Origin of the sequence: Cryobacterium arcticum (genome assembly GCF_003185895.1) — a bacterium.
GTDB lineage: Bacteria > Actinomycetota > Actinomycetes > Actinomycetales > Microbacteriaceae > Cryobacterium > Cryobacterium arcticum.
Window position 1 is genome coordinate 70,504 of record NZ_QHLY01000003.1, and the last position, 17,187, is coordinate 87,690.

Sequence of the window (17,187 nt, forward strand, 5' to 3'; positions counted from 1 at the left end):
CGCGTCCGGATCCGGCCTCCCCGACCGTCCGGCAGCTCCGGATTCCTTGTGTCGACTGGCCTCTGCATTCGTCGGCGGCCAGCTGTGAGGGATAACGTGGACACGTTATGCATAACAAACTCAACCCCCACCCCGATCTTCCGATCGACCTGCCCACTGCCGAACGCCTCGCCAAGGCCGTCGAGCACTACGGCGAGTCCGTCGTCGTCGACCATTCCGTCGCCCTGATGCGCGGTAAGAACGCCGGCAAGGACTTCCTTCTCTACGTGGGCGGCCGGCACGCGCTCGGCATCCTCGAGGGCGCCCCGGCGCTGTACTGGCCCGAGCTGTGGGGTGCCCGCGCCCTGCTGCACGTCTGGAACGACTCCGCCGCGCCCTATGTCGTCGTCGGCCTCAACAACGAGGCCTGGCGCATCCGCGAGATGTGCGCGAAGGTCGTCATGCTCCGGAAGCTCGATGTTGCGCCCAAGCTCGTGAAGGCCACCACCGACGAGGTGCCCCGCGTGCGCGTCGCGGCCCTTAACGCCCTCGCCCTGCAGGGCCGGGAGCAGGACATCCCCACCATTGCCGTGCGCCTGCGCGACCCCGACAAAGATGTGCGCCGCGCCGCCCAGCAGGCCCGCGACTCCATCATGACCCGGCTCAACCTCTCCAAGGAGTAACCCACGAACGCCATCCCCGCTTCGCAACAGTTGACCGCGCAGCCCTACCGGCGCTACGTGGCGATCGGCGACAGCTTCACAGAGGGCGTCGGCGACGAACTGCCCGACGGCCAGGTGCGCGGATGGGCCGACCTCGTCGCGCTCGGCCTGGCCCAGGCCGCCGCTGAGCCGGTGTCGTACGCCAACCTGGCCATCCGCGGCAAGCTGCTCGGCCCGATCGTGAATGACCAGCTCGAACCGGCACTGGCCCTGAAGCCCGACCTGCTCACGGTCTGCGGCGGCGGCAACGACATGATGCGCCCCCGGGTGGAGATCTCCTATGTTGTCGACCTGCTCGACCGGGTGGTCGACCGGGCCGTGGCCGACGGCATCCACGTGGTGGTACTCAGCGGCGGTAACCCGTCCAGGCACCTGCCGCTGGGCTCACTGATGCAGAAGCGCGGCGACAAACTCGCCGAGGCGGCCAGGGACACCTTCGGCAAGCCCGGCGTCACCCTGGTCGACAACTGGATCGACACCGACCTGTCGCAGAGCCGCTACTGGTCGGCCGACAAGCTGCACCTGAACCCGTGCGGCCACACCCGGGTCGCGATGAACGTGCTCAACGCCCTCAACGTGCCCATCCCGGCCGGCTGGGCAGAGGGCGAGGCCGGCGAGGCCCCGCCGCGCGAGCGCATCCAGGACACCGCCGCCTACTATCGTGCCTACGTGCTGCCGTGGATCGGCCGCCGGCTGACCGGTCGTTCGTCTGGCGACGGCCGCCCGCCCAAGCGCCCAGAACTCACGCTCGTCGAGACGCCGTAGGGCACGAGCGAAAGAACGGGCCGCAGGTTTCCCTGCGGCCCGTTTTTCTGTGCGGCTCGGTCAGACCTTACGGCCCGAAATGGTTCGAAGCAGGAAGACGATCACGGCGATGACCGCCAGAACGATCCCGACCCAGATCAGGAATTGGAGTGACTCCACGATGCCGCCGGTGACGAGCAGGACAACGGCGATGATGGCGATGATGATGAGTAGCAAATTCATAATTCACACCTTCCTTGGGCGAGGAAGATCCTCGTATCCGAGATCCTAGACCTGCGGGAGGCCTGATCGCAGCTAATTTTCCGGGCTGATTCCGCCGCGGTGCCAGCTCATGAGCCGGCCGCGACGAGACCGGTGAGGTAGCCGCCGAATCCACCCGGTGCCCGGCCGGTGAGGCGCCCGGAGGTGAGCACCGGGATCAGCGCCGTGCGGCATTCGTGCACGCCGAGCGCCCGCAGCGCCGCCACCAGCGCCACGTCTTCGTCGGAGTCCACCGGGCTGAAGCCGCCGGCCTCGAGATACCTGTCGGCTCGGACACCGAGGTTGGCGCCGTGCACGTGCGGATGCCCGTCGACCAGGGCGTGTTGACCCTGCCAGCGGGCGCGCGCTCCCATCGGGAGTTCGGCGTCCGGCAGCACCGTGCCCAGCACCAGTTCGGTGCCGGCCTCGGCGAGCGCCAGCTGCACCGCCAGCCAGCGGCGTGGCACCGCGGAATCGGCATCCGTCGTGGCCACCCAGGTGTGGCCGGGGTCTGTGCCGGCCAGCAGGTGCTCGACTCCGGTGTGCCGGGCGGATCCGACCGATCCCGCGGTGCTGGTGAGCGCCGTCACCAGGGGCCAGCCGGCCACGATCCCGGCTGAACCGTCGGTGCAGCAATCCAGCACCACCGCCACGGTGATCACGGGAGCGTCGGTGCCGAACTCCTCCTCGACGGCGTTGACGGCGTCGGCCAGCGCGGCCAGGCAGCGCGGCAACCGGGTCTCTTCGTTGCGGGCCGGCACCACCACGACCAGGGAATCGATGCGCGTGCTCACGGAACGAGCCCCTCCCGTTGGGCGACGGAGCGGCCCGGGGCCGGTTCGTAGACGTCGAGCAGGAAATCGAGTTCGATGTGCCGCGAGGTGCGCTCCAGCCCGGGAACGGCTGCGAGCGCGGCGTGCACGTCATCGCCGCTGAGCGGGTATTCGCCCACCGGGTGCCGCCAGTGGCAGGCGACCAGGGTTCCGCCGGGGTTGAGGCTCCGCCGGCAGTGCTCCAGGAGTAGCTCGAGGTCGGCGGGCGAGCAGTAGTAGCCGATCTCCGACAGCACGATCAGGTCGAACGAGCCGGAGGGCCATTCGGCTGGCAGCGTGCGGCGCTCCACGGTCACGCCGGGCAGGCCCGCCAATCGGCGGCGGGCCACCAGAAGCGGCCGTTCGGCGATATCGGTGGCCAGGAGCGTGCCGCACCGCTCGGCGAGTTGGCGGCTGAGCACCCCGATGGAGCAGCCCAGTTCGAGTGCGGCGCCGTAGTGCTGCTGCGGCAGCGCGGCCAGGGTGAGGGCGCGCTTGCGCGCTTCGTACCACCGGGTTTCGAATCCCCACGGATCGTCATCGCCGGCGTAGAAGTCGTCGAAGAAGTCGGCCGGAAGGCTTCCTGTCGGCGCGGTCGCGGACGCATCCGGGGCGGGCGAACCATCGGGCGCGGGCTGGTCGAGGGGAACGGTGCCGACGAAGAGCTCAAAATCGCGCTCGAAGTGCGCGGCGAAGCCGGGCTGCACGATGGCCTCGTCACCCGGCTGCTCCGAGAGCGGGTGCACCTGACTGCCGTGCGCGGCCAGAGCGAGGGTCTTGCGTTCCCGCCCGGATGCGTTCAGCTGCAGCCGCCACAAGGCTGTGGTGTCGTCGGCGCCGGGCCAGATGGCGTCTCCGGGCGTCGACCAGTGCCACGCCCAGATCGGGTACTCCAGCAGCCGGGCACCCGTACGATCCGCCACCAACGCGGCCGCGGCGCCCGCGGCGGCATGGTCGGGGTGGCCGTCCTGCCGCCACGGCGCCACCAGCCAGATGGCCGGGGCGGTGGCGGGCGCGTTCGCCGTCGTTTCCGAACCCGGCTCATCGAAGATGGCCTCGAGCAGGGCTTCCTCCAGGCTGTTGCGGTGCTGGGCCAGGTCGCCGTCTGGCAGCTCGAGCAGCCGCACGCGCGCCTCGGGGGCGAGCGCGTGCACCGCCGTCACCACTTCCACCCGGCGCACGGCCGCGAGGTCCTCCGCGGTGTGGGTGGGCGAGTGCGGGTGAGAGGCTTCGCCGTTGGTCGCGACGATCACCGTCACCGGCAGCCCGTGCGCGGCCGCGGCACTGATCAGTCCGCCGGCGCCCAGGGTCTCGTCGTCGGGGTGAGCGGCCAACACGAGCAGCCGGGCGCAGTCGTCTGCGGCGAGCGGACGGGCGTGCGCCGGCCAGGCATCCTCTCGCCAGAGGTGTTCGCTGGTGCCGGCGGCGTCATGGCTGAAGCTCACCATGAGGGGATCTCCTCACCGAGCAGGCGAGCACCGAGCGCCGCATCGTCCCGCTCGGCGTGATGCTGCCGCACGTAGAGGGTGAGGTCGGCGGCCCGCCGGGCGTGCCGGGCATCGAGCGCGAGCGGCGCCGGACCGAGGGCGTGCCCCACCCGGCCGAGTACCTCGTCGACGCTGCGGGCCACAAGCCCCCGCACCCGGGCGGCCAGCAGCGTGCCGTCCGCACCGACGGCCTCACCCCGGTCGATCGCGGCCGCCGCATCGGCCAGTGCCGATCCGGCGGCCACCAGGGCCAGATCGACGGCGCCGAGATGAGCCCGCAGCAGTTGGTCGGGTTCCCGGCCTTCGGCGGCGCGGCGCAGCTGCCGGGCGACTCCGACGGCTCCGCCCCACCAGCACGCCGCCACCTGGATGCCGCCCCAGGCGAATCCCGGCCGGGTGAGGTACCAGTCGTCGTCGCCAACGGGCACCGCGGGCGCCGCCACGAAATCCACCGGCCCGCTGGGCACCTGGCTGAGGCCGGTGGCGACCCACGCCCCGTGCACCACCGTCACGCCGGGGGCCGTGAGGTCCACCGCGAACAACCGCCGCCGCGCGGGCTGTGCGCCTTCCGGGGTGGTGTGCGCCGTCACGAGTGCCCGGCTGAGGGAGCCGGCGAGCGAGCACCAGGGCTTGCCGCCGTCGAGCCGCCAGCCGCCCGAACCGGCGGTGGCGCTCACCCTCTGCCCCGGACCCTCTGCCGCGAAGACGCCCCAGCTGGCGTTCTCGGCCACGCCGGCGGCGGTGGCGACCTCGTCGCCGGCCTGGTGCAGGATCGCCAGCGCATCGGTGTGCGCCTCGAGCACCCGGGCCGCGGTCAGGTCGGCCGCGGCAACGGTGGCTAGGGCGTCGAAGAGCTCGTGGGTGCGGCCGGCGCCGGGCTGTGGCAGCATCGGTGCGTTGTCGAGCGCGAACCGGATGGCGCGGGCGGCGTCGCCGTCCACCGCCCAGGCCGCTGCGGCCAGCCGGGTGAGCGCGTCATCGGCGTCGGATACGCCGGCGCCGGGCGCGGCCCGGGTTCCCCGTCGAACTCCCCCCACGCGCACGACCGCCGAGCCTTGCCGATCTGCCATGACTCTCCCCTGTTCGCCGGATGAATCTGCGTGGCTCCCCGGTTGCCCCGACGTTCGGCAGCGACGGCCAAGCCCTGTCAGCACATCCTGCCAAACGAGCGGCAAAATCGGAAAAAGCGCGCCACACCCCCTCGCCAAACGACCGATCCGGCGCTACGCTGCCCCCATACGGGGGTGTTCCCCGAAGTGTGACCCTGAGGCACCGTTGATAGGGCCCGACCGCGGTCACACCTGAAGCACCGCCGCATGGGGCGGGACATCATCGGGGTGGCCCGTCCCTTCACCTGCCCGGTCCGCGCACGGGCACCGAACCCGCGCTACTCCCGGCCGGGGCTAGGGAGCAGCCGCGTACGCCGCCACCACGGCGTCGAGAGCGCCGCGATCGGGGCCGGCGAAGCCGTGCCGACGGAGGGCCGCGAGGAGGCCGACGACGTTCGCCGCTACCGAGCCGAAGGACGCGGCGACCGCGGTGTGGTTCACCCGCACCAGCCGTTCCGCCCCCGGCCCGACGCCCGTGGAGACGAGTGCGCCGAAGCTGCCGCGCGCCGTGCGGGCAAGGTCACGCGGGTCGATGCCCACCGGCACGACCACGGTGGTGGTCAGGGCGGATGCGTCATCATCCGCGGCCCAGAGCTCCAGGCCCAGGCTCCGCACCATAGCGCGCACCGCCCGCTTCGCGGTCTGATGGGCGTTGATCGACTCCTGCAGCCCAATCGCCTCGAATCTGGCCAGCGCAGCATCGAGCGCCCACAGCTCCAGCGGCGCCGGCGTGCCGGGAATCACGGAGCGATCCGAATCCAGCCAGTCCCGCTTGATGTCCACGAGTGAGACGCTGGACAGGTCGGCGCGGGGCGCTGCGTTGGCGGCCAGGGCGGCCCAACCGGTCTGGCTGACCGCCACGGCGGAGATACCCGCCGGCCCGAGCAATGCCTTTTGCGGCCCGATCACGACAATGTCGAGGCCCCAGTCGTCAACCGGCAGAGGTTCGGCTCCCACGGAGGCGACGGCATCCACGATCGTGAGCAGGCCCCGGCTGCGGGCGAAACCCGCGATCTCGGCAAGCGGGTTGACGATGCCGCTGGCTGCCTCACCGTGCACGATCGCAATGGCACGGGGAGAGAACCGGTCCACCGCCTCCTCGATGTCGGCAATCGTCACCGGCAGACCCGGCGTCGAAAACAGGTTGAGCACCGATGACCCCGAGCTCTCCAACCACTGGCCGAACAGCTTGCCATAGGGGCTGGTCACCACGTTCAGCACCGGATACCCCGGCGCGCCCAGGTCGGTGGCCACGGCCTCGAGGGCCACGATGGCCTCACCGGGAACCACGACGACGTCGTTGGCGGTCTCCAGAACCGCTCCGAGCCGGCTGCCCAGCCGGTCGTATTCGGGGGCGGGGAATTCGGGCGGATTGAGCAGGGGGCTCCAGGTCATGGGTGGTCCTTTTCGTCTGACGGGTCGGGCTGGCTGGGCACGTGCCGGCCTCAGCGGGTGGGCAGGCGCGGCACGGCCTCGAGCAGCGCCCGGCTGTATGGGCTCTGCGGCGCCCGGAAGAACTGTTCCCGAGGGGCGACCTCCACCAGGGCGCCCGACTTCACGACGGCGACGGTGTCGCACACCGCGTTCACCACGGCAAGATCGTGCGAGATGAAGACCAGGGTCAGGCTCAGCTCCTGCTTCAACCGGGCGAGCAACTCGATCACGGTGGCCTGCACCGACACGTCGAGGGCGCTGGTGGGTTCGTCGGCGACGAGCACGCTCGGCTCGACCGCCAGGGCGCGGGCGATAGCGATGCGCTGCCGCTGGCCGCCGGAGAACTGGTGCGGAAAGGCGTCCAACGACCCGGGGTCGAGACTCACCATGGCCATCAGCTGCGCGCACCGGGCGGCAACCTGCGAGCGGGGCACGATCGCGTGGGCGAGCAGCAGCTCGCGCAGCATCTGCCGCACGGTCATGCGCGGGTTCAACGACGAGTACGGGTCTTGCTGCACCAGCTGGATGGCGCGGCGCTGGGCTTTGGTGCGGGTGGCGCCGAGCACGGCGCCGTCGAGCAGGATGTCACCGGTGATCAGCGGCACCATGCCCACCAGGGCGGCAGCGATAGTGGTCTTGCCGGAGCCGGACTCCCCCACGATCCCCAGCGACGTGCCCGCGGGCACGGTCACGCTGATATCGGTCACGGCGACAGAGCGGCCGTAGGCGATGGTGGCGTTGCGCACCTCGAGCGAACTCATACGGTTCCGTTCCCTGGGGCAGGTGATATCGGCGCCCTCGTTCCCAGCACAGGCAGCGCCAGCACGGCGCCCAGTAACTTCTGGGTGTACGGATGCTGCGGCGCGGTCAACACGGCGAGGGTCTCGCCGGTCTCGACGATCTGGCCGTCTTTCATCACGATCAACCGCGTACAGACCGTGCTCACCACGGCCAGGTCGTGGCTGACGAAGACCATCGACAGGCCGAGCTTCTCCCGAAGCTGGCCGAGCAGCTCGAGCACCTGCTTCTGCACCGTGACGTCCAGCGCGGTGGTCGGTTCGTCGCAGAGCAGGATCTCTGGGTCGGTGGCCAGGGCCAGGGCAATCACCACGCGTTGGCGCTGGCCGCCGGAGAGCTGGTGCGGGTAGGCACCCAGTTTGGCGACCGGGTCGGGCAGCCGCACCTGTTCGAACAGTTCCAGCGCACGTGCCCGGGCGGCCTTCCGCCCGGTGCCCCGCGCGAACCGGCTCGCTGCGGCTACCTGCCGGCCGACGGGCATGAGCGGGTCGAGGGCGGTGAGCGGATCCTGGAAGACCATGCCGACGCGGCCCTGCACGGTGATGCTCCCGCCGGTCTGGGTGACCCCGGTCGGCAGCAGGGAGATCACTGAGCGCAGGGTGAGGCTCTTGCCGGAGCCCGATTCGCCCACAATGCCAACGGCCTCGCCGCGCTCCACGTCGAAGGAGATGCCGTTCACCACCGGAACCCCGGCGGACAGGACGAGATCGTGCACCCGGATGGCCTGGCCCGTTGCCGTCATCGGACTCTCCAGGCGTCACCCAGACCGTCGCCGACCAGCGACAGCGAGATGCCGGTGTAGATCACCGCGAGGCCGGGCAGCGCCGACAACCACCACTTGGTGGTGATGAACGCCTGGCCGTCGTGGATCATCGTTCCCCAATCGGGTGTGGGCGCCTGCACGCCGAGGCCGAGGTAGCCCAGCGTGACCACGGCCACCATGATCAGGATGATCTCGGTCATGAGCAGCACCACCGCCTGCGGCAGGATGTTGGGCAGCAGGTGTCGCAGGATCACCCGGCCGTGCGAGAGCCCGCCTCCGCGCGCGGCGGCCACCCAGCCGGAGCCGCGCAGGGCCTTCGTGGTGGCCCGCACCACCCGGGTGTAACCGACCCAGCCCACCAGGGCGAAGGCCACATAGATCCCGCCCTCACCGGTGCCCACCGCGAAGACGATGGAGATCACGATGACGTAGAACGGGAACGCGATCACGGTGTCGACGAGGCGCCCGATCAGGTAGTCCAGTGTTCCGCCGAAGTAGCCGGAGACCAGGCCGAGCAGCACCCCGACGACGAACGGCACGATCGCGGCCAGGAACGCGATCCGGAGGTCGGTACGGCCGGCGAACAGGATACGTGAGAGCACATCGCGGCCCAGCTGGTCGGTGCCGAGCAGGTGCTCAGCCGACGGCGGCAGCAGGCCGCCCGTGAGGTTCTGCGCCGACGGGTCGAACGGCGCCAGCCACGGCGCGAAAACGGCGCTCAGCAACAACAGCAGGGTCATGGCCAGGCCCACCACCAGTGTGGGTGAGCGGCGGGCGCGGGCGAGGAAGGTCTGCGGGCCGGTGCGGACGGCTGGCGGGGCCGGCACGGTGACCGGTGGCTCGCTGACGGCGCTCATGAGCGGCGCATCCGCGGGTCGAGCCGGTAGACGGCGGCGTCGAGCAGGAGGGAGATCACGACGACGCTCAACGCGCAGAACAGGGCGACGCCCTGCACCACCGGGAAGTCGCGGTTGGAGATGGCCGAGAACAGCAGGCTGCCCAGACCGTTGATGCCGAACACCTGCTCGACCACGAGGGTTCCGCCAATCAGATAGGAGACGTTCACGCCCAAGAGCGTCAACGTGGGCAGGGCGGCGTTGCGCAGGATGTGCTCGAACAACACCCGCCGCTCTGGAATGCGGGCGGCCCGGAGGGTGGTGACGAAGTCGGCCGAGAACACCTCGAGCAGTTCTGAGCGGAGCGAGCGCACCAGCGGCGGGGTGAGGGCGAGCGACACCGACAGTGCCGGCAGCACGAGGCTGCGCAGCGGATCCCATGGCGTGGTGCCGATGCCGCCGACCGGGAACCATTTGAGAGTGACCGCGAACAGGATGATCAGGAGCAGGCCGACCCAGAAGGTCGGCATGCCCAGGCCCACGGTGGGGATGATGCGCACCAGGTGATCGACGAGCTTGTCTTTCTGCCGGGCGGCGACGACGGCGAGGGGAACGGCGATCACGACGCTGAACAGAACGGCCAGGGCCACCAGTTGGAGGGTGACCGGGGCGCGCTGCAGGATCAGCTCCCGGGTGGAGACGTTGTAGACCAGCGAGGTGCCGGTGTCCCCGCGGGTGAAGACCGACACGGCGAAGTCACCGAGCTGGGCCAGCAGCGGCTGGTCGAGACCGAGCTGGCTGCGGAGGGCGGCTACCGACGCCGGTGTGGCCCGCTCGCCCAGGATCATGCGGGCGGGGTCACCGGGAACCAGGCGGAGCAGGAAGAAGACCGCGAGCACCACTCCGAGGACCACGGGAACGACCCTGAAGGCGGTTCGGCGCAGCCATCGGAGTGGTGCTGTTCTCACTCGCTGATCCAGGCGTCCTGGAAACGGATGCTGCCGTTGGGCAGCACGGTCAGGTCGTGCACGGTGCTGCTGGTGGCCTTGAGCGTGCTCGGGTAGAAGAGCGGGATGTACGGCACGTCTTCGGCGAGGATCTTCTGGATCTCCAGGTAGATCGCGTCGCGGTCGGCGCCGTCCGCCGTGGTACGGCCCTCGTCGAGCAGCGCGGTGACGTCGGGGTTCTCGTAGCTGGTCCAGTAGGACTTGCTGAAGCCGGCCGGGTCGGCCTGGAAGGAGACCAGGGCGTCGGGGTCGGGGTAGTCGGACTGGCCGCTGTTGAGCATCGCGTCGAAGTCGTAGGCGAAGAACCGGGCCCTGAAGGCGGCGATGTCGATCGATTCGATCTCGATGGTGATGCCGATCTTCGAGAGCGATTCCTGGATGATCTGGGCTTCCTGGGCGCGCAGTGAGTTGCCGCTGGCGATCAGCAGGGTCGCGGTGAATCCGTCGGGGTAGGCCGACTTGGCCAGCTCGGCCTTGGCCGCATCCACGTCGAAGTCGAGCGCGTAACCCTCGTCGTTCGCGGAGGAGGCGATGGTGGGCGGAATCAGTGAATTGGCGACCTCGGCGGTACCGAACGTCGTCGCCTGGGTGATGCCGTCACGGTCGAGGGACATCGCGATCGCGCGGCGCACATTGCGGTCACCGAAGTAGGTGTTCGTGGTGTTCATGAACATCTGCTCGATCTCCCACGAGCCCACGGTCTCCACTGTGATGTCGGCGCTGGACTTCAGGCTCTCCACGTCGGCGGAGTTGACCTCGTCGATCGCGTTGATCTGGCCGGCCTTGAGCTGCTGGGTGAGCTGGGTGTCGTCGGCGATCAGCTTGTAGACAAGGGTGTCGATGTAGGGCTGGCCCGATTCCCAGTAGTTCTCGTTCGCGGCGAACGTGAGGTCGCCGGCCGGGTCCCACTCGGAGACCACGAACGGCCCGGTACCGATGGGGTCGGCGAAGAAGTCGGTTTCGCTCTTGCCCTGGAAGTCGGCCGGGAAGATTCCGTTCTGGAAGCCGGACAATTCGGCTAGGAACGGGGTGTACGCCTCCGTCAGTGTGATGGTCACCCCAGCGTCGCCGTCGGCGACGATCGACCCGATCGGGGCGTCAAGCGGCAGCGGACCGCCCACGGCGAGGTGGCGTTCGAGCGAGAACACGACATCCGCCGGCGTCAGCTCGGTGCCGTCGGAGAAGGTGACCCCGTCGCGCAGGGTGAACGCGTAGGTCAGGCCGTCCTCGCTGATGGTCCACTCCGAGGCCAGCCAGGGGATGATCTGGCCGTCGGCGTCGAAGGCGACCAGCGGTTCGAAGACCTTGTCGATGGCGAACGCGTTGTTGGCGGTGATCTCGTTGTTGAGGTCGAACGAGGTGACAGAGGCCACCCGGCCGAGGGTGATGGTGCCGCCGGCGGTGGGCTCGGCGTCGGCCGTGGTGCCGGTCGATGCCGTGCCGGTGGAGCAGGCCGAGAGCACAATCAGGCCGGCCACGGCGAGCGCGGCCACCGTGAGTGCCCGCCTGGGCCGAAGGGGTCGTGGATCAGTCATTGCTGTGATGCTCCTGTTCTACTGCTGCTGTGGGGTGCGGTGCGGGGAGGTGCCGGGTTCCAGGGGCACGAGCGTGCCGCCCATCATCACCGCGGCAACGCTGCCCGGGCTCTCGAAGGTGGCGGGGTCGGTGGGGTCGCTCGAGAGCAGCACGGCGTCGGCGAGGTAGTCGTCGGCGATCACTCCGCCATCCCGGATGCCGAGCAGCGCGGCCCCGGTGCGCGTCGCGGCGGTCAACGCTTCGGCGCTGCTCAGGCCGGCGCGCATCAGTGCGCCGATCTCGGTGAGGTTGGTGCCGTGCTGCAGGGTGGTGGCGAAGTCGGAGCCGAGCGCGATGGCCAGGCCGTGCTCGTGCGCGGTGGCCACGGCGAGCCGGTGCGCGATGATGACCTCGTCGATCCTCACCAGCGGCACCCCGGGAACGGTGCCGTCGAGGATCAGGCCCCGCACGAAGTGGTAGATACTCAGCGTCGGCACGAAGGTGAGCTGCGCGGCCGCGGCCTGCGCGGCCTGGGCGGGGGTGAGGAAGATGCCGTGCTCGATGCTGGCCACGCCCGCGTCGATGGCTGCGCTGACGGCCCGGCCGCCCCAGGCGTGAACGAGCACCCGGGCGCCTCGGGCGGCGGCCAGGTCCACCGCGATGCGGAACTCCCGGTCGCTGAAGTGGGAGCCGAGTTCGGCGCCGGCCGGGCTGCCGATGCTCTCGGTGGCGATGAGCTTGATCCATTGGGCACCACGGTCCAGGGCGCTCTCCACGGCCGCACGCACGCGGTCCTCGTTGCCCGCGGTCTCGGGGCCGAGCATGTCGACCGAGATCTGCAGGCGGGGGCCGAGCAGGCTGCCGGCTTCGACGTCGGCCTGCAGGGCACGGTCCGCCCCGCCGGCATCCCGAGCACCGACAACGCCGCCGCGCACGGTGTCGCCCAGTGCGCGAGCGGTGAGCGCCCGCCGCTCGGCCGGCGAGCGCCGGTCGCGGTCGGCCCGGTGGAAATCGTTCCAGGAGAGGTGGGTGTGGCAGTCGTAGACGCCGGGGATCAGCCACAGGCCGCTGCCATCCAGGTCGACGCCGCCGGTCGACGTGCGTGAGAACCGGCCGGTGGAAACGTTGACCCGGTCTACCGGCGCGAACCCGCCGCCGGCATCCATCACCAGCGCCCCTCGAATGGAGGCGACTGAAGTCCGCGTCATTTCACTGGTCCTTTTGCGCAAAGCCGAACACCGGCAAGGAATCAGCTAACCACTGGTTAGGTTTCGCGCGCATTTCCATGACGAAGTGCGTCGTGCAGGGTCAGTATCCACGCTACTGTGCGGCGCGCGGGTGCCGCGCCGCTTCGCGGGTGGCGCGCCACCAGCCAATCGGCGCGGCACCCGCGCAGCTCAGATCAGGTCAGGCCAGGTCGGCTCAGGCGCTCACGGCCTCCGCACCCCACACTGGGGCGTCCTCGGCGATCCGCTCCACCTCGCTCTGCACGAGTCGACCGTCGGCGAGCGTGACAACATGCACGGGGCCCGTGATGGTGGTCTGGGCCGTGGCTTCCTTCGTCGCGCAGTCCGGGCCGACCCACAGCTCCACGTCACCGGGCTCGACGATGCGCTCGAAATGCAGGCCGGTGAACGCCAGCCGGGCGGTGGGAACAGCGAAGGTCACCAGGGCCTCCTCCCCTGCCGCCAGGCTCACACGCTGGTAGCCGAGCAACTGGGCGACCGGGCGAGTGACGCTCGCGTGAATGTCGCGGGCGTAGAGCTGCACCAGGTCGGTTCCGTCCCGGTCGCCGGTGTTGCGGATGCGCACGCTCGCCGAGAAGGTTCCCCCCGCCGCAACCGTGGTGTCGGCCTGCAACGCCGTGCGCTCGAAGCTCGTATAAGCCAGGCCGTGCCCGAACGGGAGCACCGGGGTGCTGTCGACGCTGGTGACGTCGGACGGACCGCCCAGGATCGGGTGCAGGTAGGAGTACGGCTGCGCTCCGGCCGAGCGCGGCAGCGAGACCGGCAGGTGCCCGGAGGGTGAGACCGTGCCGGAGAGCACCGCCGCGATGGCGCCGCCGCCGGCCTCCCCGGGGAAGAACGCCTGCACAACGGCCGCCGGGGCGAGGGGACCTTCTACCGCCCAGGCCACGGCGTAGGGCCGGCCCGTCATCAGCACCATCACCACGGGGGTGCCGGTGGCCACGACGGCCTCGACGAGGTCGCGCTGCAGGCCGGGCAGTTCCAGGCTCTCCACGTCGTTGCCCTCGCCGACCGTGCCACGGCCGAACAGTCCGGCCCGGTCGCCCACCACAACCACGGCCACCTCGGCGGCACGAGCCGCCTCGACCGCAGCGGCCAGTCCGGCCCGGTCGGAGCCCTCGACAGTGCATCCCTGCGCGTAGGTGATCTCGGTGCCGGGCAGCTCGTCGCGCAGGGCCTCGAGCACGGTGGGCAGTTCCAGCCCCACCGGCACGGTGGGGTGGTGGGCGAGCACATGGTTCACGAACGAGTAGCAGCCCATCAGCGCTTCGGTGGAGTCGGCGTTCGGGCCGAGCACGGCGATCCGGCGCGGCGCCGCGCCCTCGGCGGGACGCAACGGCAGCACCCCGTCGTTGGTCAACAACACCAGCGATTCCTCGGCGAGCGCCCGGGCGACCCGGCGGTGCTCCGGCGAGTCGAGGTCGATCTCGGTCGGCGGGGTGTCGAAGGTCTCGTCGAGCAACCCGAGGTCTTCCTTCTGGCTGAGCACCCGCAGCACCGCTCGGTCGACGAGGGTCTCGTCGGTGCGTCCGGCCCGGATCCGTTCGATCAGGGGCGCGAGGAAGGCGTCGCCACTGGGCAGTTCGACGTCGATGCCGGCGGCGAGGGCGATCTCGGCGGCCTCGCCGCGGTCGGCGGCGACGGCATGCATGAGGTGCAGGAACGCCACCGAGAAGTAGTCGGAGACGACGACGCCGTCGAAGCCCCAGCGATCGCGGAGGATCTCAGTGAGGTACTCCGGGGTGGCGCCGACGGGGGCGCCGTCGATCTCGGCGTACGAGTTCATCACCGAGCGCACCCGGCCGTCGAGCACCGCCATCTCGAACGGCGGCAGGAACACGTCGTTGAGCTCCCGCCGGCCGGCGTGCACCGGCGCGTGGTTGCGGCCGGCCTGTGAGGCCGAATAGCCCACGAAGTGCTTGAGGGTGGCGTGCACACCGGTGGACTGCAGGCCGGTGACGTAGGCGGTGCCGATCGTGCCCACCACATACGGATCCTCGGCGATGCACTCGTCGACCCGCCCCCAGCGCGGGTCACGGATGACGTCGAGCACCGGGGCGAGGCCCTGATGGATGCCGAGCTGCCGCATCGACTGACCGATCAGGCTGCCCATCTCCTCGACCAGGCCGGGGTCGAATGCTGCGCCCCAGGCCAGCGGGGTGGGGAAGGTCGCCGCTTTCCAGGCAGCGAGCCCGGTCAGGCATTCCTCGTGCACGATGGCGGGGATGCCCAGCCGGGTCTCCGCCTTCAGCCGGCGCTGTTCGGTCCACAGCCACTCGGCACGCTCGACCGGGTCGACCGGCCGGGTGCCGTACACCCGGGTGAGATGCCCGAGCCCGTGCGTCGTGGCCTCGTCGTACCGGGCGGACGAGCCCATCTCCCCGGCGAGCGGGGCGACGACCTCACCACCCTGGTCGACCCAGTAGCCCACAAGCTGGGCGATCTTCTCCTCCAGGGTCATCTGGGCGTGCAGGGCGCGCACACGGTCGGACACCGGTGGCAGTTCGGGGTTGGTCACAACGTTCTCTTTCTACTTCTTCTTAGGTCTCGAATCTTGGGCGGAGCCGTGCGGCTCGGTCAGCCCTTGACCGCTCCGGTCAGTCCGCCGACGATGCGGCGTTCGAACAGGGCGAAGAACACCAGCGCCGGAATCATCGACAGCGAGGTGAAGGCCAGCACTTTCGCCGTGTCCACCGAGTACTGCGACGCGAACGATTGCACGCCGAGCGGCAGTGTGAACACCGCGTCGTTGTTCAGGATGAACAGGGGCAGCAGGTAGCTGTTCCAGCTGGCGATGAACGCCAGGATGCCCACGGTGATGACGCCGGGCATGGCCAGGGGCACGATCATCCGCCAGAAGAAACCGAGCCGGCTGCAGCCGTCGATGAATGCGGCCTCCTGGATCTCATCCGGAATGGCCTTCAGGAATGGCACCAGGATGATGATCGTGGTGGGCAGGGCGAACGCGATCTGCGGCAGGATGACGCCGCCGAGCGAATTCATCAGGCCCAGGTTCTTCACCACCAGGTAGAGCGGGGTGATGGCCACCGTCATCGGGAACATCAGCCCGGCGGCGAACATGGCGTAGAGGATTCCCCGGCCGCGGAATGTGTACCGGGCCAGCACGTAGCTGGCCATCAGCCCGAGCAGCACCACCCCGAGCGTGGTGGCGAGCCCGGCGATCAGGGAGTTGCCCACCAGCCGCCAGAAGGTGCCGCCGGTGAGCACATCGAGATAGTTGCCGATGTTCCACACGCTCGGCAGGCCGGACGGGTCGGTGGTGATCTGGGCGTTGGTGCGGAAGCCGCCGATGATGATGAACAGCACCGGAGCCAGCATCAGGCCGATCACCAGAACGGCGACCACGTAGGCCACGGGAGTGCCCCAGCGCCGACTCGTCTTGATCGGGGCCGGCGGTTTGGCCGGCGGCAGCGCCACAGCGGGCGTCGTGAGCGCGGTCATTATTTCGTCCCCTTGTCAGTGATGGCACCCTCGGTGTCCCGGCTCAGCACGAAGCGTTGATAGATCAGCGCGACGATGAGTGAGATCAGGAAGAGCACCACGGCCACGGCGTTTCCGTAGCCGTAGTTGCCGGCGTTCCGGCCGTTGGCGACCAGGTAGGTCGCCATCGTCGAGGTGCCTGCCGTCGAGGAGATGTACTGACCCCAGATGATGTAGACGAGGTCGAACAGCTGCAGGGCGCCGATGATGGAGAGGAACGCCCAGATCCGCAGGGTGGGCGCCAGCAACGGCAGCGTGATGTGCCGTTGGATCTGCCAGAACGACGCACCGTCGATGGCCGCGGCCTCCGGCAGCTCCTCCGGGATACCCTGCAGGCCGGCGAGGAAGAGGATCACCGCGAACCCGACGTACTTCCAGGTGATGATCACCATCAGGGTCCAGATGGCGATGTCGGGGTTCGACAGCCAATCCTGGCTGAACGAGCCCAGCCCGACCTTTTCCAGCAGCCCGTTGACGGCACCGTTGGACTGCAGCATCAGGCTCCAGCCGGTGCCGACGACCACTTCGGAGATGACGTACGGCACGAAGATGAGCACCCGGATGAGGGACTGGCCACGGAGTTTCCGGTTGAGGAGCAGGGCGAGCAGGATCGCCACCGGCCCCTGCAGCACCAGGGACAGCACCACGATGATGCCGTTGTGGGTCAGGGCCTCCTGGAAGGTGGGGTCCTGGAGGATCGTGATGTAGTTGCGGAAACCGACGAAGTCGGTGGGCGGGCCGTAGCCCTGCCAGCTGAAGAAGCCGTAGTAGGCCGCCATCACAACGGGGAAGATCACAAAGCCGAGGAAGACGATCAGGGCGGGACCGACGAGGACCGCGATCTCGACCCTGGCCCCGACCGAAGTGCGGCGGCGCCGCACGGGCGGGGCCACGGGCAGGATGCCCGTGTCCCCGCCGTTCGCGAGATCCACCTCTAATCGCGTCGAAGTACTCTCGCGAACTGACATGAGC

The 17,187-nt window shown here is 69.7% G+C and carries 16 protein-coding genes; 2 read left to right on the top strand and 14 right to left on the bottom strand.

Annotated elements, in window-relative coordinates:
- The first annotated feature begins 107 nt into the window (after nucleotides 1–107).
- Together CTB96_RS00405 and CTB96_RS00410 are read left to right on the top strand one after the other, a co-directional pair.
- Nucleotides 108–662: a HEAT repeat domain-containing protein gene (locus CTB96_RS00405; RefSeq protein ID WP_110124933.1), complete on the top strand. Its 555-nt coding sequence runs from the start codon at nucleotides 108–110 to the stop codon at nucleotides 660–662.
- A 30-nt stretch (nucleotides 663–692) separates the two neighbouring features.
- The gene (locus CTB96_RS00410; RefSeq protein ID WP_110124934.1) at nucleotides 693–1,466 is read left to right on the top strand and encodes an SGNH/GDSL hydrolase family protein; all 774 of its coding nucleotides are present in this window, start codon (nucleotides 693–695) and stop codon (nucleotides 1,464–1,466) included.
- A gap of 60 nt (nucleotides 1,467–1,526) precedes the next feature.
- Here the strand turns inward: CTB96_RS00410 and CTB96_RS20415 are convergent, their stop codons facing one another.
- The 14 genes from CTB96_RS20415 to CTB96_RS00475 form a co-directional block, all read right to left on the bottom strand.
- Nucleotides 1,527–1,688, bottom strand: a complete 162-nt coding sequence (locus CTB96_RS20415) for a hypothetical protein (RefSeq protein WP_181397082.1) — start codon at nucleotides 1,686–1,688, stop codon at nucleotides 1,527–1,529.
- 107 nt (nucleotides 1,689–1,795) lie between these two features.
- On the bottom strand, nucleotides 1,796–2,500 hold the full coding sequence (locus CTB96_RS00415; RefSeq protein ID WP_248283135.1) for a glycosyltransferase family 2 protein: 705 nt from the start codon (nucleotides 2,498–2,500) through the stop codon (nucleotides 1,796–1,798).
- On the bottom strand, nucleotides 2,497–3,966 hold the full coding sequence (locus tag CTB96_RS00420; RefSeq protein ID WP_110124935.1) for a PIG-L family deacetylase: 1,470 nt from the start codon (nucleotides 3,964–3,966) through the stop codon (nucleotides 2,497–2,499). The genes CTB96_RS00415 and CTB96_RS00420 overlap by 4 nt, the downstream gene beginning before the upstream one ends.
- Nucleotides 3,960–5,075: an acyl-CoA dehydrogenase family protein gene (locus tag CTB96_RS00425; protein ID WP_146215717.1), complete on the bottom strand. Its 1,116-nt coding sequence runs from the start codon at nucleotides 5,073–5,075 to the stop codon at nucleotides 3,960–3,962. The genes CTB96_RS00420 and CTB96_RS00425 overlap by 7 nt, the downstream gene beginning before the upstream one ends.
- Before the next feature lie 333 nt (nucleotides 5,076–5,408).
- On the bottom strand, nucleotides 5,409–6,509 hold the full coding sequence (locus tag CTB96_RS00430; RefSeq protein ID WP_110124937.1) for a pyridoxal-phosphate-dependent aminotransferase family protein: 1,101 nt from the start codon (nucleotides 6,507–6,509) through the stop codon (nucleotides 5,409–5,411).
- Between the two features lie 50 nt (nucleotides 6,510–6,559).
- Complete coding sequence (locus CTB96_RS20675) at nucleotides 6,560–7,309, bottom strand: ATP-binding cassette domain-containing protein (RefSeq protein ID WP_110124938.1); 750 nt, start codon at nucleotides 7,307–7,309, stop codon at nucleotides 6,560–6,562.
- Nucleotides 7,306–8,088, bottom strand: a complete 783-nt coding sequence (locus CTB96_RS20680; protein ID WP_110124939.1) for an ABC transporter ATP-binding protein — start codon at nucleotides 8,086–8,088, stop codon at nucleotides 7,306–7,308. Before CTB96_RS20680 ends, CTB96_RS20675 begins: the two co-directional genes overlap by 4 nt.
- The gene (locus CTB96_RS00445; RefSeq protein ID WP_110124940.1) at nucleotides 8,085–8,966 is read right to left on the bottom strand and encodes an ABC transporter permease; all 882 of its coding nucleotides are present in this window, start codon (nucleotides 8,964–8,966) and stop codon (nucleotides 8,085–8,087) included. The genes CTB96_RS20680 and CTB96_RS00445 overlap by 4 nt, the downstream gene beginning before the upstream one ends.
- The gene (locus tag CTB96_RS00450) at nucleotides 8,963–9,913 is read right to left on the bottom strand and encodes an ABC transporter permease (protein WP_219993178.1); all 951 of its coding nucleotides are present in this window, start codon (nucleotides 9,911–9,913) and stop codon (nucleotides 8,963–8,965) included. The genes CTB96_RS00445 and CTB96_RS00450 overlap by 4 nt, the downstream gene beginning before the upstream one ends.
- A complete protein-coding gene (locus tag CTB96_RS00455) occupies nucleotides 9,910–11,487 on the bottom strand; it encodes an ABC transporter substrate-binding protein (protein WP_110124941.1) in 1,578 nt (525 codons plus the stop codon). The genes CTB96_RS00450 and CTB96_RS00455 overlap by 4 nt, the downstream gene beginning before the upstream one ends.
- Before the next feature lie 18 nt (nucleotides 11,488–11,505).
- Nucleotides 11,506–12,675, bottom strand: a complete 1,170-nt coding sequence (locus CTB96_RS00460; protein ID WP_110124942.1) for an amidohydrolase family protein — start codon at nucleotides 12,673–12,675, stop codon at nucleotides 11,506–11,508.
- Between the two features lie 214 nt (nucleotides 12,676–12,889).
- Complete coding sequence (locus CTB96_RS00465; RefSeq protein WP_110125005.1) at nucleotides 12,890–15,175, bottom strand: beta-xylosidase/alpha-l-arabinosidase; 2,286 nt, start codon at nucleotides 15,173–15,175, stop codon at nucleotides 12,890–12,892.
- A gap of 116 nt (nucleotides 15,176–15,291) precedes the next feature.
- Nucleotides 15,292–16,176 (bottom strand): carbohydrate ABC transporter permease, encoded by an 885-nt coding sequence (locus CTB96_RS00470; protein WP_110124943.1) that lies wholly within the window; start codon nucleotides 16,174–16,176, stop codon nucleotides 15,292–15,294.
- Nucleotides 16,176–17,183, bottom strand: coding sequence for a carbohydrate ABC transporter permease (locus CTB96_RS00475; protein ID WP_110124944.1), 1,008 nt, complete (start codon nucleotides 17,181–17,183; stop codon nucleotides 16,176–16,178). The genes CTB96_RS00470 and CTB96_RS00475 overlap by 1 nt, the downstream gene beginning before the upstream one ends.
- Between the last annotated feature and the right edge of the window lie 4 nt (nucleotides 17,184–17,187).